The 13,288-nt window shown below is 67.9% G+C and carries 15 protein-coding genes; 10 read left to right on the top strand and 5 right to left on the bottom strand.

Annotated features, from left to right (window positions below):
• Positions 1-72 precede the first annotated feature (72 nt).
• The 7 genes from amaB (at position 73) to AC5P5W_RS04305 (ending at position 6,737) form a co-directional block, all read left to right on the top strand.
• Entirely contained in the window at positions 73-1,605 is a 1,533-nt protein-coding gene (amaB, locus tag AC5P5W_RS04335; RefSeq protein ID WP_142234636.1) for an L-piperidine-6-carboxylate dehydrogenase, read from the top strand.
• A complete protein-coding gene (locus AC5P5W_RS04330; RefSeq protein ID WP_041863358.1) occupies positions 1,605-2,444 on the top strand; it encodes an SDR family NAD(P)-dependent oxidoreductase in 840 nt (279 codons plus the stop codon). Before amaB ends, AC5P5W_RS04330 begins: the two co-directional genes overlap by 1 nt.
• 179 nt (positions 2,445-2,623) lie before the next feature.
• Positions 2,624-2,908: a DUF4190 domain-containing protein gene (locus AC5P5W_RS04325; protein WP_014646921.1), complete on the top strand. Its 285-nt coding sequence runs from the start codon at positions 2,624-2,626 to the stop codon at positions 2,906-2,908.
• Between the two features lie 4 nt (positions 2,909-2,912).
• Entirely contained in the window at positions 2,913-3,683 is a 771-nt protein-coding gene (locus AC5P5W_RS04320) for a class I SAM-dependent methyltransferase (RefSeq protein ID WP_014646920.1), read from the top strand.
• Between the two features lie 8 nt (positions 3,684-3,691).
• The gene (locus AC5P5W_RS04315) at positions 3,692-4,747 is read left to right on the top strand and encodes a quinone-dependent dihydroorotate dehydrogenase (RefSeq protein ID WP_014646919.1); all 1,056 of its coding nucleotides are present in this window, start codon (positions 3,692-3,694) and stop codon (positions 4,745-4,747) included.
• A gap of 8 nt (positions 4,748-4,755) precedes the next feature.
• Complete coding sequence (gene murB, locus AC5P5W_RS04310) at positions 4,756-5,817, top strand: UDP-N-acetylmuramate dehydrogenase (protein WP_014646918.1); 1,062 nt, start codon at positions 4,756-4,758, stop codon at positions 5,815-5,817.
• A 32-nt stretch (positions 5,818-5,849) separates the two neighbouring features.
• Entirely contained in the window at positions 5,850-6,737 is an 888-nt protein-coding gene (locus AC5P5W_RS04305) for a DMT family transporter (protein WP_049406338.1), read from the top strand.
• Between the two features lie 110 nt (positions 6,738-6,847).
• Here the strand turns inward: AC5P5W_RS04305 and AC5P5W_RS04300 are convergent, their stop codons facing one another.
• The 5 genes from AC5P5W_RS04300 to AC5P5W_RS04280 form a co-directional block, all read right to left on the bottom strand.
• Positions 6,848-7,852, bottom strand: a complete 1,005-nt coding sequence (locus AC5P5W_RS04300; protein ID WP_069117049.1) for an aminoglycoside phosphotransferase family protein — start codon at positions 7,850-7,852, stop codon at positions 6,848-6,850.
• Between the two features lie 99 nt (positions 7,853-7,951).
• Positions 7,952-8,986: a DUF418 domain-containing protein gene (locus AC5P5W_RS04295; protein WP_046430305.1), complete on the bottom strand. Its 1,035-nt coding sequence runs from the start codon at positions 8,984-8,986 to the stop codon at positions 7,952-7,954.
• On the bottom strand, positions 8,983-9,573 hold the full coding sequence (locus AC5P5W_RS04290; protein WP_014646914.1) for a TetR/AcrR family transcriptional regulator: 591 nt from the start codon (positions 9,571-9,573) through the stop codon (positions 8,983-8,985). Before AC5P5W_RS04290 ends, AC5P5W_RS04295 begins: the two co-directional genes overlap by 4 nt.
• Positions 9,574-9,670: 97 nt before the next feature.
• Positions 9,671-10,474, bottom strand: a complete 804-nt coding sequence (locus AC5P5W_RS04285) for an APH(3')-II family aminoglycoside O-phosphotransferase (RefSeq protein WP_014646913.1) — start codon at positions 10,472-10,474, stop codon at positions 9,671-9,673.
• 40 nt (positions 10,475-10,514) lie between these two features.
• A complete protein-coding gene (locus tag AC5P5W_RS04280) occupies positions 10,515-11,021 on the bottom strand; it encodes a DUF2938 domain-containing protein (RefSeq protein WP_197574374.1) in 507 nt (168 codons plus the stop codon).
• Positions 11,022-11,076: 55 nt separating this feature from the next.
• On the opposite strand from AC5P5W_RS04280, the gene AC5P5W_RS04275 reads away from it, so the two are divergent.
• From AC5P5W_RS04275 to AC5P5W_RS04265, 3 genes are read left to right on the top strand one after another with little or no spacing between them, the layout of a single operon-like run.
• A complete protein-coding gene (locus AC5P5W_RS04275; protein ID WP_111206789.1) occupies positions 11,077-11,742 on the top strand; it encodes an ArsR/SmtB family transcription factor in 666 nt (221 codons plus the stop codon).
• 14 nt (positions 11,743-11,756) lie between these two features.
• Positions 11,757-12,485 (top strand): GNAT family N-acetyltransferase, encoded by a 729-nt coding sequence (locus tag AC5P5W_RS04270; protein WP_197574373.1) that lies wholly within the window; start codon positions 11,757-11,759, stop codon positions 12,483-12,485.
• Positions 12,486-12,513: 28 nt separating this feature from the next.
• Positions 12,514-13,230: an SDR family NAD(P)-dependent oxidoreductase gene (locus tag AC5P5W_RS04265; RefSeq protein ID WP_111206787.1), complete on the top strand. Its 717-nt coding sequence runs from the start codon at positions 12,514-12,516 to the stop codon at positions 13,228-13,230.
• Positions 13,231-13,288 lie beyond the last annotated feature (58 nt).

Below are 13,288 nucleotides of genomic sequence, written 5' to 3'. Positions count from 1 at the left end.
GCGATTCAGTTCATCGCGTCCCCCACCTGCCCGCGATGGCGCCAAACAACGTAACGAAATACAGGAGTCTGCATGTCTTCCGAGCTGCTCAAGTCCCTTGGCCTGGACGCGATCAACGCTGGCACGTACCTGGGCAACGGGGAGTGGTCGAGCGCGACCAGCGGTGAGCTGATCACCCCGGTCAATCCGACCACCGGCGAGCCGATCGCGCAGGTCCGCGCGACCACCGAGGCCGAGTACGAGACCGTCGTGGCCCGCGCCCAGGAAGCCTTCAGGGTCTGGCGCACCACGCCGGCCCCGCGCCGCGGTGAAGCCGTGCGCCTGTGCGGTGAAGCACTGCGCAGGCACAAGGACGCCCTGGGTTCGCTGGTTGCGCTGGAAATGGGCAAGAGCAAGCCGGAAGGCGATGGCGAAGTGCAGGAGATGATCGACATCGCCGATTTCGCCGTGGGCCAGAGCCGCATGCTGTACGGCTACACCATGCATTCCGAGCGCCCCGGCCACCGCATGTACGAGCAGTACCACCCGCTGGGCCTGGTCGGCATCATCTCGGCCTTCAACTTCCCGGTCGCGGTGTGGAGCTGGAACTCGTTCCTGGCCGCCATCTGTGGCGACGTATGCATCTGGAAGCCGTCCAACAAGACACCGCTGACCGCCATCGCCTCGCTGAAGATCTGCAACGACGCCCTGCGCGAAGCCGGCTTCCCGGACATCTTCTTCCTGATCAACGATGCCGGCACCGCGCTGTCGGAAAAGATGGTCGATGACCGCCGCGTGCCGCTGATCAGCTTCACCGGCTCGACCCAGGTCGGTCGCACCGTCAACGAGAAGGTCGCGCGCCGCCTCGGCCGCTGCCTGCTGGAACTCGGCGGCAACAACGCCATCATCCTGGACGAAACCGCCGACCTGAAGCTGGCCGTGCCGGGCATCGTGTTCGGCGCCGTCGGCACCGCCGGCCAGCGCTGCACCACCACCCGCCGCCTGATCGTGCACCGCTCGATCTACGCCGACGTGCTGGCCACCCTGGTCAAGGCCTACAAGCAGGTGGAAGGCAAGATCGGCGACCCGACCGATGCGGCCAACCTGATGGGCCCGCTGAACAGCGAAGGCGCCGTGCAGCAGTTCCTCGATGCGATCGCCCAGGCCAAGGCGGCCGGCGGCACCATCGAGACCGGTGGCAGCCGCATCGACCGCCCGGGCAACTTCGTGTTGCCGGCCATCGTCTCCGGCCTGAAGAACAGCGACGCCGTGGTCCAGCACGAGACCTTCGCGCCGATCCTGTACGTGATGCCGTACGACACCCTCGATGAAGCCATCGACATGCAGAACGGCGTGCCGCAGGGCCTGTCGTCCTCGATCTTCACCCAGAACCTGAAGACTGCCGAGAAGTTCCTGTCGGCCGCCGGCAGCGACTGCGGCATCGCCAACATCAACATCGGCACGTCCGGTGCGGAGATCGGCGGCGCCTTCGGTGGCGAGAAGGACACCGGCGGTGGCCGCGAGTCCGGTTCGGATGCGTGGAAGGTCTACATGCGCCGCCAGACCAACACCATCAACTATTCGGATTCGCTGCCGCTGGCCCAGGGCATCAAGTTCGACCTGTGATGGCAAACGACGCGGACACGTCCGTGGGCCAGAGCCCCTCCGGGGATCTGGCCCCAGCGAGGGGTCGGATCCCCGCAGGGGCTCCGACCCTCGATTTCAGCGGCCGCCGCGTGCTCATCGCCGGCGGCAGCAAGGGCATTGGCCGTGAAATGGCGCTGGCCTTTGCCGGCGCCGGCGCACAGGTCTCGGTCTGCGCCCGCGGCCAGGCCGGCCTGGATGCCCTGCGTGCCGATGCACGGGCGCAGGGCTTCGAACTGCACGCGTTTTCCACCGATCTGGCCGATCCCGGCCAGATCCAGGCCTGGCTGCAGGCCGCTGCCGATGCCCTCGGCGGTATCGATGTACTGGTCAACAATGCCACCGGCTACGGCATGGCCGACGACGAGGACGGCTGGGCGGCCAGCCTGCAGATCGACCTGATGGCGGCCGTGCGTGCCTCGCGCCTGGCACTGCCATGGCTGCGTGCCTCCAGCGACGCCTGCATCCTGAATCTGTCGTCGATTGCCGCGCAGCAGCCGCGCCCCGGTGGCGCGCCGTATGCTGCGGCCAAAGCGGCGCTTTCGCACTACACCACGTCACAGGCGCTGGCGCTGGCCAAGGACCGGATCCGGGTCAATGCCATCGCCCCGGGCTCGATCGAGTTCGATGACGGCCTCTGGGACCGTCGCCGCGTCGAGGACCCTGCGCTGTACCACGGCACCCTGGCGAAGATTCCGTTCGGCCGCTTCGGCCACCCGCGCGAGATCGCCGACGCCGCCCTGTTCCTGTGCTCGCCGCTGGCGCGCTGGGTCACCGGTAGCGTGCTCAATGTGGATGGCGGCCAGGTGTTGATGGGCTGATACCGGCACTTCGGTAGCCGCCAACCCTGGTTGGCATGCCTTTCGTCGACCAAGGTCGACGCCTACCAGGGCTGAAATCCCTTTCGCCGGCCAGGGTCGACGCCTGCCATCGCATCCGCCGGGCATGGGATTGCCGGGGCAGAGGCACTATCATGTGCACACTGCCAAGGAGGACCCCGATGAGCGTGGCACCCCGACAGACAAGCGCCCTGGCCGTGGTCAGCCTGGTCATGGGCATCGCCAGCTGGACCGTCCTGCCCTTCGTGGCCAGCATCGTCGCCATCATCACCGGCCACATGGCCCGCGCCGAAATCCGCCGCCGCCCGCACGAACTGGAAGGCGATGGCCTGGCCGTCACCGGACTGGTGCTGGGCTGGGTCATGGTCGGCGCGGCACTTGCCGCCATCGTGGTCTTCATCCTGTTCTTCGGCGGCCTGGCGTGGCTGGCGGCGGTGTCGAACTGACGCCATGACCGCCTCCGACAGCACTGAACGCTTCAGCAGCCGCGTCGCCGACTACGTCCGCTACCGGCCCGACTACCCACCCGCGCTGCTGGAGTGGCTGCATGGCCCGATGGGTGTCAGCCAGCAGGCGCGTGTGGCTGACATCGGCGCCGGTACCGGCATTTCCAGCCGCCTGTTCCTGGCCAGCGGCCATCCTGTTGTCGCGGTTGAGCCCAATGCGGCCATGCGGGGCGCGGCCGAAGAATGGCTGGCACCGCAGTACCCGCAGTTCCGTGCGGTGGACGGCCGCGCCGAGGCCACCGCACTGGACGATGCCAGCATCGATCTGGTCAGCGTCGCGCAGGCCTTCCATTGGTTCGACACCGTGGCGGTACGCGCCGAGTGGCAGCGCATCCTGCGCCCCGGCGGCCAGGCCCTCATCTACTGGAATTCTCGCCTGCTCGATGCGAGCCCGTTCCTGATCGGATACGAACAGCTGCTGCTGGACTACGGCACCGACTACACCGCCGTGGCCGAGCGCTACCAGGACGACGCCACCATGCAGGCCTGGTTCGGCGCTGGCCTGCGCGGCAGGGTGGAGCTGCCGAACGTGCAGCACCTGGACTTCGACGCCCTGCGCGGGCGCCTGCTGTCCTCCTCCTACGCCCCTCAACCCGGTCATCCGCGCCACGCACCGATGATCGACGCTCTGCAGCACCTGTTCGCCGCCCACGCGGTCGACGGCCAGGTTGCTTTTGAATATCGAACCCGAGCCTTCCTCGGCACGCTGGACTGAACCGACGCATGTATTCGCTTGCCCGCCCCTTCCTGTTCTCGCTCGACGCCGAGCGCGCCCACGGCCTCGGCCTGTCCGCACTGGACCTGGCCTATCGCACCGGCACCACGCCGCTGCTGGCCGCACGCATCGCGCCGATGCCCAGCACGGTGTTCGGGCTGACGTTCCCCAACCCGGTCGGCCTGGCCGCCGGCCTGGACAAGAACGGGGAGCACATCGATGCATTGTTCGCGCTCGGCTTCGGCTTCGTCGAAATCGGCACGATCACCCCGCGCCCGCAGGCCGGCAATCCGCAGCCGCGCCTGTTCCGCCTGCCGGAACACAACGCGATCATCAACCGCATGGGCTTCAACAATGCAGGCGTGGACGCACTGGTGCGCAACGTCGAGCGCGCGCGCAACCGCCGCGGCCTGCTCGGCATCAACATCGGCAAGAACAAGGACACCCCCAACGAACAGGCCGTGGACGATTACATCGCCTGCCTGGACAAGGTGTACGCGCTGGCCGACTACATCACTGTCAACATTTCCTCGCCCAACACCGCCGGCCTGCGTGAACTGCAGGAAGAAACCGCGCTGCGCCAGCTGGTCAGCCTGCTGCGTGACCGCCAGGAAGAGCTCGCGGCCCGCCACGGCCGCCGCGTACCGATGCTGGTGAAGGTGGCGCCGGACCTCAGCGAGCGCGACATCGATGCCGCCGCCCGCGTGCTGGGCGAGCTGCAGGTGGACGGCGTGATCGCCACCAACACCACCATCGACCACAGCAAGGTGGCCGGCGATCCGCTGGCCAACGAGGCCGGTGGCCTGTCCGGTGCGCCGGTGCTGGAGCAGTCCACGCTGGTGCTGCGCCGCCTGCGCTCGCGCCTGCCCGAGTCGGTGCCCTTGGTCGGCGTCGGCGGCATCCTGTCCGGTGCCGATGCCGTGGCCAAGATGGCGGCCGGTGCCGCGCTGGTGCAGTGCTACAGCGGCCTGATCTTCCGTGGACCGGCGCTGGTTTCCGAATGCGTGGAGGCGATCCGTCGCCGCCGCGAAGCGCCCAGCCGCGGCGCGGTGGCCCCACTGTGAGCGCGCCCATGGACACCATCGACGGCAACGCCCCGCTGCGCTGGACGCTCACCCAAAATGCGCCGCTGCAGGGACTGAACACCTTCCACGTGCAGGCCAATGCGGAACAGCTGCTGGAACTGCACGATGCCGCGCTGCTGCCGGAGGTGCTGGCACTGCCCGAGGTGGCCAACGGCCCACTGCTGGTGCTGGGTGCCGGCAGCAACGTCCTGATCGCCGAGGACCTGCCCGGTACCGTGCTGGTGTTCGGCAACCGCGACATCAGTTTCCTTGAACACCGCGCCGACCATGCCGTGATCCGCGCCGGCGCCGGCGTGCCCTGGCATGGCCTGGTGATGTGGTCGCTGCAGGAAGGCCTGTCCGGCCTGGAAAACCTGGCGCTGATTCCCGGCACCGCCGGTGCCGCACCGATCCAGAACATCGGCGCCTATGGCGCGCAGGTCGGCGAGTTCATCCAGGCGGTCGAAGCCTGGGACTGCCAGGAACAGGCCTGGGTGCGCCTGGATAACGAACAGTGTGGTTTCGCCTACCGCGACAGCGTGTTCAAGCAACAGCCCGATCGCTACCTGATCACCGCCATCGAACTGAAACTGCCACTGCTGCACGATCTGCGCATGGACTACGCCGGCATCCGCGAAGAGCTGCAGGCGCAGGGCGTGGTGCTGCCGGGCGCGGTGGACGTGGCCAATGCGGTGATCGCGATCCGCCGCCGCAAGCTGCCCGACCCGGAGGTACTCGGCAATGCCGGCAGCTTCTTCAAGAACCCGGTGCTGCCGCTGGAGCAGGTCGACGTGCTGCTGCAGCATTTCCCCGACCTGCCGGTGTTCCCGGCCGAGCAGGACGACAAGCGCAAGGTCTCGGCGGCCTGGATGATCGAATCCTGCGGCTGGAAGGGCTTCCGCGACGGCGATGCCGGCGTGGCTCCCAGCCACGCGCTGGTGCTGGTCAACCACGGCAATGCCAGCGGCGCTGAACTGCTGGCGCTGGCGCGCCGCATCTCGGCCTCGGTGCTGGAGAAGTTCGGCGTGCCGATCGAACCGGAGCCCCGCCTGCTCGGCGCACAGTGGTGAACACTCTCGCCCTCTCCCCCGGCGCCACTCCGATGCGGGCGGCGCTGTTGATGCTCGGCAGTACGATGGCGTTCGGCCTGATGGCGGTAGCGATCCGCTATGCCACACGCTACGTTCCGACCCAGGAAGTGGCGTTCTTCCGCAATGCCTTCGGCCTGCTGGCGTTGCTGCCGATGCTGCTGCGGCCGGGCCGTGCGCCGCTGAAGACGCAGCAGCTGCCGCGCTATTTCGTGCGTAGTGCGATTGGCCTGGGCTCGATGCTGTGCGCGTTCTGGGCACTGGGCCACCTGCCGTTGGCGCAGGCGGTGTCGCTGTCGTACTCCACGCCGCTGTTCGTCACGATTGCCGCCGTGCTGTGGCTGGGTGAAACCGTGCGCGTGCGCCGCTGGGCCGCGGTCGTGGTCGGCTTCATCGGCGTGCTGGTGATCGTGCGTCCCGGCACCGCCGGCTTCACCGCCGGCAGCTTGGTCGCGGTGGGTGCGGCGGTACTCAGCTCGCTGGTGGCGATCCAGATCAAGCAGCTGACCCGCGTCGACAGTGCCGATACCGTGGTGCTCTATACCTACGTGTTCTGGGTGCCGCTGTCGCTGGTGCCGGCGCTGTTCGTCTGGGCCTGGCCAACTGGGTCGGCCTGGCTGTGGCTGCTGGCCACCGGCGTGCTCGGCACCGTCGGCCAGCTGTTGTGGACCCGCGCGCTACGGCTGGGCGAAGTCTCCGCCCTGACCCCGATCAGCTTCCTGCAGCTGCCCCTGGTAACGCTGTTCGGCTGGCTGCTGTTCAACGAAACGGTGGACCGCTGGACGATCATCGGTGCCGGCATCATCCTCGCCGCCAACGCCTACATCGCCCACCGCGAAGCCGTGCTGTCACGCCGCGCTGCAAGCGCGGCGGCCTCTGCAGCGGCCAAGCCCGCAGAGTAGATCCACACCCCGCGCAGACACCGCGGCCCCCTGTAGAGCCGAGCCATGCTCGACTCATCGCGCAGCGTGAGGGTTCATCGTAGAAAATGCCATGCACGCATGGCGTGGATCTACAGCGCGCGATACACCCGCTCTGCCGCGTCGAATACATTGCCCGGTGCGAACTGTTCGCTGAGGAAATGCAGCGACTGCCGGCGCAGCTGCGGCGAACGATCCTCTCCATCGCTGCCCAGCAGGACCTGCTGGAACTCGATCAGGTCCTGCAGGATGCGCCAGTGCCGGTACCAGGCGATCCAGCGTGGATCGCCGCGGTCACTGCCATAGCCTTCCTCGAATCCCAACGGGTTCTCGCGCCCCCAGCGCCCACCGACCGCGCCACCGATGAACATCAGGTCGCGCTCGCGCGGGGCCAGCGACAGGCCATCCCAATCGATCAGGTGCAGGCTGCCGTCATTGCCCATCAGCAGATTGCCGGCATGCAGGTCGGTGTGGCACAGGTGCAGCCGCACCGGGACATCCTGCAACGCCGCGTGCAGCTGCAGTGCCTGCGCATGCAGCGCCGCGATGCGCGCATGCTGCTGGTCCCAGACGGATACGAAGGCCCGGCCCAGCCCATCCCTGGCGGCCGCCAGGCCCTCGCCGGCCAGCCATTGCCCGACCGTATCAAGCGCCGCGGTTTCCATCCGCAGGCTCGGCAGCGCCTTCTGCAGCGCCGGTGGCGGGCACGCCTCGTGCAGGCGCCGCAGCACCTCGCCCAATCGTTGCCACTGCGTGCGGCTCAACGCCGCCTCGAAGCCGGACTGGCCTTCCACATACGGGAACAGGGTGAACTGCAGGCCCCAGCGCTGCACTGACGCTCCACCGGTCAGGGCCGGCCAGGGCGCGACGATCTCCTCGATGCCCAGCGTGCCGCGCAGCCAATGCAGGGTGTCCCAGACGGCAGGGGCAACCTGGTAACTGCGGCACTTCAACCACCATTGCCCGCGCCGTGCATCGATGCGATACACACTGGCGTTGGCATCGGCGCCAACCGGGCGTGGCACCACGGCATTGGCGGTGATGCCATAGGACTGCTGAAGGACTTCGCCGAGATGCTGCGCCGAAGCGAATGACATGGATGCAAGCGGAGAGTATTACCTGCCGCCACTATCGCAGATGCGCGGGCCGCGACACAGACATGTCCGTCACAACATCGTGCCTGCGCGACCAAAGTGCTAGCCGGCGACGCGTCGCATCACCGCTTCCAATGGGCCCCGCGCGAACCGCCAGGACCACAGCCACGCTGCGCCCGTGGCCAGCATCAGGAACAACAATGCCCACAGCAGCACCGACGCGAGCGACGCGCTGCCATCAAGCAGGCCCAGGCCTTCCAGCGTGCCCATGCCCAGCAGGATATGGCCGACGTACAGGGTCAGGGTCATGCGCCCGGCCGCGGTGAACGGTTCCAGCCAGTCACCCGGTCGTACACGCGTCAGCCACAGGCAGGCGGCAATGACACTGCAGGCCGCGCCCGCGCCTGTGAGTACGTAGGCCGGTCCCGGTGGCATCGGCTGCGTTCCCAGCCACGCCTGCCAGGGCGTTCCCTGCGCAAGCTGCTGCACGCCATGTCCAGCCACGATCAGCATCAGGCCCAGCACCAGCAGCGCGCGCTGGACCCGCGGTTGCGACAGTTGCAGCCGCGCCAGCAGCATGCCCAGCAGGAAGAAGCACAGCCACGGCAGCAGCGGATGGAATCCATTGAACAGCAGGTTGCGGGCCGCGCCCGGCCATTGCCACAGACCGGCGTATTCCAGCGTCTGCCAGTTCCATCCCTGGCTGTAGTCCCAGTGCAGCAACGCCCAGAACGAACAGGCCGCGATCCCCACGATGCTGGCCAGCAACACCCGCGGCGAGGCCCGCAGCCACAGCACGGCCAGCGCGAAATACACCGCGTAGTAATGCAGGATATCGGCCGGGAACAGCGTCAGGTTGAGCAGGCCCAGCACCAGCAGGAACAGTGCGCGCCGCCAGGTCTGCACACTGGCCGGCCACCAACCCTGCCGATGCGTGCCCAGTACCAGGCCCAACCCGGCCAGCGTAACGAACGTCGCCGAAGCCTTGCCTTCCAGAAAGTGGAAGACGCCTGCCAACCATCCGGCGCCCTCTGCCGGCACGGCCATCGCCAGGCGGAAGTTGACCAGCACCATGCCGGCCAAGGCCAGGTAACGCGCCAGATCAACGCCGTGCAGTCGCCGGTCGACGGCGCTCATGCGCGTGCGCCCAGCAGCAGCGCAAGCAGGCCGAGATCCAGCGATGCCTCATCGGTGCCCCCGGCTTCGCCCAGCCCTCGGCGCAGGGCATCGCTTTCGATGGCATCCAGCAGCACCTGTGCCTGCAGTGCCGGGGCCAGCACGGGGCGCCGACGTTCGCGCCGTGCCACCTGCTGCAGGGCTTCGGCCAGCGTCGCCTGCAATTGCCTGCGATTGGCCGCAAATGCCTCGGCCACGGCCGGATTGCGTGCGCTCTCGGCCAGCACTTCGACGGCGAGCGTTGCCCACTCCGGTTGCCGGCACAGTGCGTGGAAGTCCTGAAGGAAAACCAGCACCCGTGCGCGCTCGCCATCGGACGCGGCCAGTCGCTGCAGCAACGGTGCCAGTTCCTCGCCTTCGGCCACGGCCACCGCAAGGATGATCGCCTCCTTGCCCGGGAAGTGGTTGTAGAGATTGCCGAGGCTGACGCCGGCCGCCTGCGCGATGTCACGCATGCTGGTCTGGTGGAAGCCCTTCACGAGAAAGCACTGCAGGGCGGCCTGCAGGATCTGCGCGATGCGTTGCTCGTTGCGGTCGGCTCGGTTCATGCCACAAATAGTGAACGAACGTTCGTCCACTTTTAAGGGCGCCCGGATCCGCCGGCAGGGCACCGTTCAGCCCTGCCCTACGCTGCCCTGTGCGGTTTCAGAAGAACTCGTCGAGAAGACGGTAGAACGCCAGCCGCCGTTCGTCGGGCACAACGCCATAGCGCCGGAACAGCGGCGCGACCCAGCGCGTGTCGCCGAAGTTGTGGACCAGGCTGCGCGCGGCGAGCGCCAGATCCTGGTAGCGATCGGCCACACCCAGCCGGCCACAGTCGATGAAACCGCTGAAACGGCCTTCGGCTGCCAGCAGGTTCGGCAGGCAGGCGTCGCCGTGGCTGACCACCAGATCCTCGTGATTGGGCCGGGTAGCGCGCAGTTCGGCGAACACCTGCTGTGCGCTCTGCCCCAGGCGCTCGTCATCGAAGTCATCGGCGTCGACCAGGCCCGCCTCGACCCGTGCCTGCGCGGCCTGCAGGCGCGAGGCCAGCCGCTGGTCGAACGGACAGGCCGCCACCGGTATGGCATGCAGGCCCCGCAGCGCATCGGCCAGCAGTTCCACCAGGCGCTGGGGCGGAAGCTCAGGCGACGAGGCCAGGTCGCGGCCGGGCAGCGCGCTCATCAGCAACCAGCGCCGGCCCGCTTCTTCGGCGGTGGCAATTACCGTTGGTGCCGGCTGGCCCTGCGCCTGCAGCCAGCGCAGGCGCGCGATCTCATCGCCCAGCTCACTGAAGGCATCGATCACTTCCGATTTCAGGAAGGCATCAGCCTGTCCCGGGCGATGCACACGGGCGACGTCTGCGCGCGATACGCCGATCGACTGTCGCTCGATGCGCGCATCGGCCAATGTTTCCCGCCACGCCCACGGCAGCGGCATGCCATCAGTGAAGGGATCGGGTGCTTCCATGGCGGGATGCTCCTGCTGCCGGTGACCCACGGATTCTCGCTCATCCTGCACGGACCCCGGCCAACAGCAGCGCGGAAAGGTACATGCCTGCGCCGAACACGCTGTGTGCCACCAGGCTGCGCAGCCGCGCCTTGCCAGGCGCCGGGGTCTTCGAAGCGGCAATGCCGGCGCCCATGCCCGGCTGCAGGATGAAGAACGGCGCGGCAACGCTGAGAATGCCGAAGGCCAGCGCCGGCCACAGGGTCGGTGCCTGCACCCAACCGTTCCCGACCACGGCCAGCAACAACGCGGCGAAGACCACACCGATCACGTAATGCGCGGTCCACCCAAGCGCGCGCTCGCCGGCCACCGGCAGCGAACGACCAATGCCCTCATGGCGCAAGCGCCCACGCCGCAGGTGGCCGAGCCAGCGGCCGACCATCGCAAAATCCAGCGACGGAATGCCGAGCAGCCTGCGCTGCAGCAACGCCCACAGATCCATCAGCGCGGTCGCGCCCACGCCGATCACTACCGCATCGATCACCAATGTCGTCGCCCAGCCACTCATTCCGCCAACCTTCAATTATTTGATTGAATGATGGAGCGATGCTAGCGTGCCCGGCATGAACGCTGCAACCGAGCTGCCGCCGTCCACGCTGGAAGCGCTGGCCGAGATCGCCCGCACCCTGGGCCACCCGCACCGCCTGGCCCTGCTGGAGCACATCGCCCAGGGCGAGCGTGCGGTCGAGCGCCTGGCCGAACTGAGCGGCCTGTCGGTGGCCAATACCTCCCAGCACCTGCAGCAGCTGCGTCGTGCCGGCCTGGTGCAGACACGCCGTGACGGCAAGCGCATCCTCTACCGCAGCGCTGACGGCCCACTGGCCAACCTGCTGGCCGCGCTGCGCGACTATGCCGACCACCAGCGCAGCGAAATGCAGGGCGTCCTCACCGACAGCCTGCAGCGCCGCGATGCACTGGAAGGGCTGACCGTCGAGCAGCTGCTGGAGCAACGCGACAGCGTGGTACTGCTGGACGTGCGGCCGCGCGAGGAATTCGATCTGGGCCACCTGCCCGGCGCGCTGAACATTCCCGCTACGGAACTGCACGCGCGGATGGACGAACTGCCGCGCGCCGTCCACATTGTCGCGTACTGCCGCGGGCCCTACTGCGTGCTGTCCAACGATGCAGTGATGATGCTGCGCGAAGCCGGCCTCAGCGCGCAGCGACTGGCCGCCGGCTATCCCGAATGGAAGGCCGCAGGCCTGCAGGTTGAACTGCCCCGACACTGAGCGAACCGTTTGTCATGGATGATGCGATTTCCCCGTTGATCGATGCTGCCTGGAAGCGCGTGTTCGCCGGCCAGCGCACGTTGCAGCAGGGGCCGCAGCTGCACCTGGCGTGCAGCGATGATGTCGATGAGGGTGAGGACGGCATGCTGTTACAGCCGGTCGCGGGCCCCGCCCGAGCGCTGTTGCGTCCTGCCCTGGCCGCTCGCCTGCAACTGCGTGCGCAACCGCACTGGACACTGGCGCAGCCGCAACAGCGCTTGCAGCAGCTCGGCCAGCATACGCACGGCGCGGATCGTGTCTTCTACTTCCCCACCGCAACACTCGCCGCCCTCGCCGAACACCCTGCCCCACCGCATATCCGCCGCCTCGGCGCGACCGACGCGGCAGCGTTCAGCGCGTTCCAGGCCACGGCCAGCGAGGACGATCTCGATGCCGCTTGGGTCGAGCTGGATCACTGGCAGGTGTTCGGTGCCTTCGACGGCGAGCGCCTGGTCGCTGCGGGAAGCATGTACCCCTGGAGCCTGGATCCAGCCTTCGCCGATATGGGCGTACTGACCCTGCCCGAGGCCCGCGGTCGCGGTCACGCGCGACAGCTGGTACACGCCATGGCCGTGTCCGCGCGGGCGTCCGGGCTGCAGCCGCAATACCGTTGCCAGCTCGACAACACCGCCTCGATCATCACCGCCGGACGCAGCGGCCTGCGCGCGTTCGCCGATTGGGACACCATTCTGGCGGCCGACTGAGGCCGCCGCAGCACAACAAGGAAGCCACATGAAATTGATGGTCATCGGCGCCAGCAGGGGCCTCGGTCGAGCGTTCGTCGAAGGCCTGTGCAGTGCGGGCGACACCGTCATCGGCGTTTCGCGCAGCCGCCCGCACGACCTCGAATGCCCCGAGGGCGTCACCCTGCAGTGGATCGAAGCGGATCTGTCCCAGCCCACCCTTGCTGCCAATCACATCGCAGCGCAGGCGCCGGCCGATCTGGATGTGCTCATCCACAACCTGGGCATCTGGGAAGAGACGGCCTTCAGCGACGGGTACGCCTTCCTCGACGAAAGCGATGCCGCGCTTGCCCAGCTGGTCGACGTCAACATCACCGCCACCCTGGTGCTGCTGCGGCGCCTGCTGCCGAGGGTACTGGGCGCAGCACGTCCACAGCTGGTGCTGACCGGCTCGACCTCGGCGCTGCCGCGCAGCGGCCGCCCGGAAGTGGCGTTCGGCGCATCCAAGTTCGCGCTCAACGGCATCGCCGATGCGCTGCGCGAAGGCTTCCGGGATCGGCGCCTGGCGGTAACCAGCCTGCAGCTGGGCTACCTCAACACCGACGATGCACTGTCAGTGCCGGTAGCGGACGCCGCAGCGCGCGGCGACGGCGAACTGGTGCCGGTCCATGATGTCGTGGCGATGGTACGCACCCTGCTGCAGCTGTCACCGTCCTCCTTCGTGCGCGAACTGGTGCTGCCCGCCATCGCCGACCCGCGCTACTGACCGCAGGGACCTTGGCCTGGCCCTTGGTGGCCGCACAGGCGCCTGTGGTTTACCCTGC

This window comes from Stenotrophomonas sp. YJH_SMC_123, from assembly GCF_059368215.1.
The sequence above is the reverse complement of the archived record's forward strand: the minus strand, read 5'-3'. Positions and strand labels throughout refer to the sequence as shown.

Excerpts from the sequence above, each read along its gene's own strand:
- murB (WP_014646918.1), top strand. The coding sequence starts at position 4,756 with ATGGACACCATCGACGGCAACGCCCCGCTGCGCTGGACGCTCACCCAA.
- AC5P5W_RS04290 (WP_014646914.1), bottom strand. The coding sequence starts at position 9,573 with ATGAACCGAGCCGACCGCAACGAGCAACGCATCGCGCAGATCCTGCAG.
- AC5P5W_RS04295 (WP_046430305.1), bottom strand. The coding sequence starts at position 8,986 with ATGAGCGCCGTCGACCGGCGACTGCACGGCGTTGATCTGGCGCGTTAC.
- amaB (WP_142234636.1), top strand. The coding sequence starts at position 73 with ATGTCTTCCGAGCTGCTCAAGTCCCTTGGCCTGGACGCGATCAACGCT.
- AC5P5W_RS04280 (WP_197574374.1), bottom strand. The coding sequence starts at position 11,021 with ATGAGTGGCTGGGCGACGACATTGGTGATCGATGCGGTAGTGATCGGC.
- AC5P5W_RS04315 (WP_014646919.1), top strand. The coding sequence starts at position 3,692 with ATGTATTCGCTTGCCCGCCCCTTCCTGTTCTCGCTCGACGCCGAGCGC.
- AC5P5W_RS04325 (WP_014646921.1), top strand. The coding sequence starts at position 2,624 with ATGAGCGTGGCACCCCGACAGACAAGCGCCCTGGCCGTGGTCAGCCTG.
- AC5P5W_RS04330 (WP_041863358.1), top strand. The coding sequence starts at position 1,605 with ATGGCAAACGACGCGGACACGTCCGTGGGCCAGAGCCCCTCCGGGGAT.
- AC5P5W_RS04265 (WP_111206787.1), top strand. The coding sequence starts at position 12,514 with ATGAAATTGATGGTCATCGGCGCCAGCAGGGGCCTCGGTCGAGCGTTC.
- AC5P5W_RS04275 (WP_111206789.1), top strand. The coding sequence starts at position 11,077 with ATGAACGCTGCAACCGAGCTGCCGCCGTCCACGCTGGAAGCGCTGGCC.
- AC5P5W_RS04305 (WP_049406338.1), top strand. The coding sequence starts at position 5,850 with ATGCGGGCGGCGCTGTTGATGCTCGGCAGTACGATGGCGTTCGGCCTG.
- AC5P5W_RS04300 (WP_069117049.1), bottom strand. The coding sequence starts at position 7,852 with ATGTCATTCGCTTCGGCGCAGCATCTCGGCGAAGTCCTTCAGCAGTCC.
- AC5P5W_RS04320 (WP_014646920.1), top strand. The coding sequence starts at position 2,913 with ATGACCGCCTCCGACAGCACTGAACGCTTCAGCAGCCGCGTCGCCGAC.
- AC5P5W_RS04270 (WP_197574373.1), top strand. The coding sequence starts at position 11,757 with ATGGATGATGCGATTTCCCCGTTGATCGATGCTGCCTGGAAGCGCGTG.
- AC5P5W_RS04285 (WP_014646913.1), bottom strand. The coding sequence starts at position 10,474 with ATGGAAGCACCCGATCCCTTCACTGATGGCATGCCGCTGCCGTGGGCG.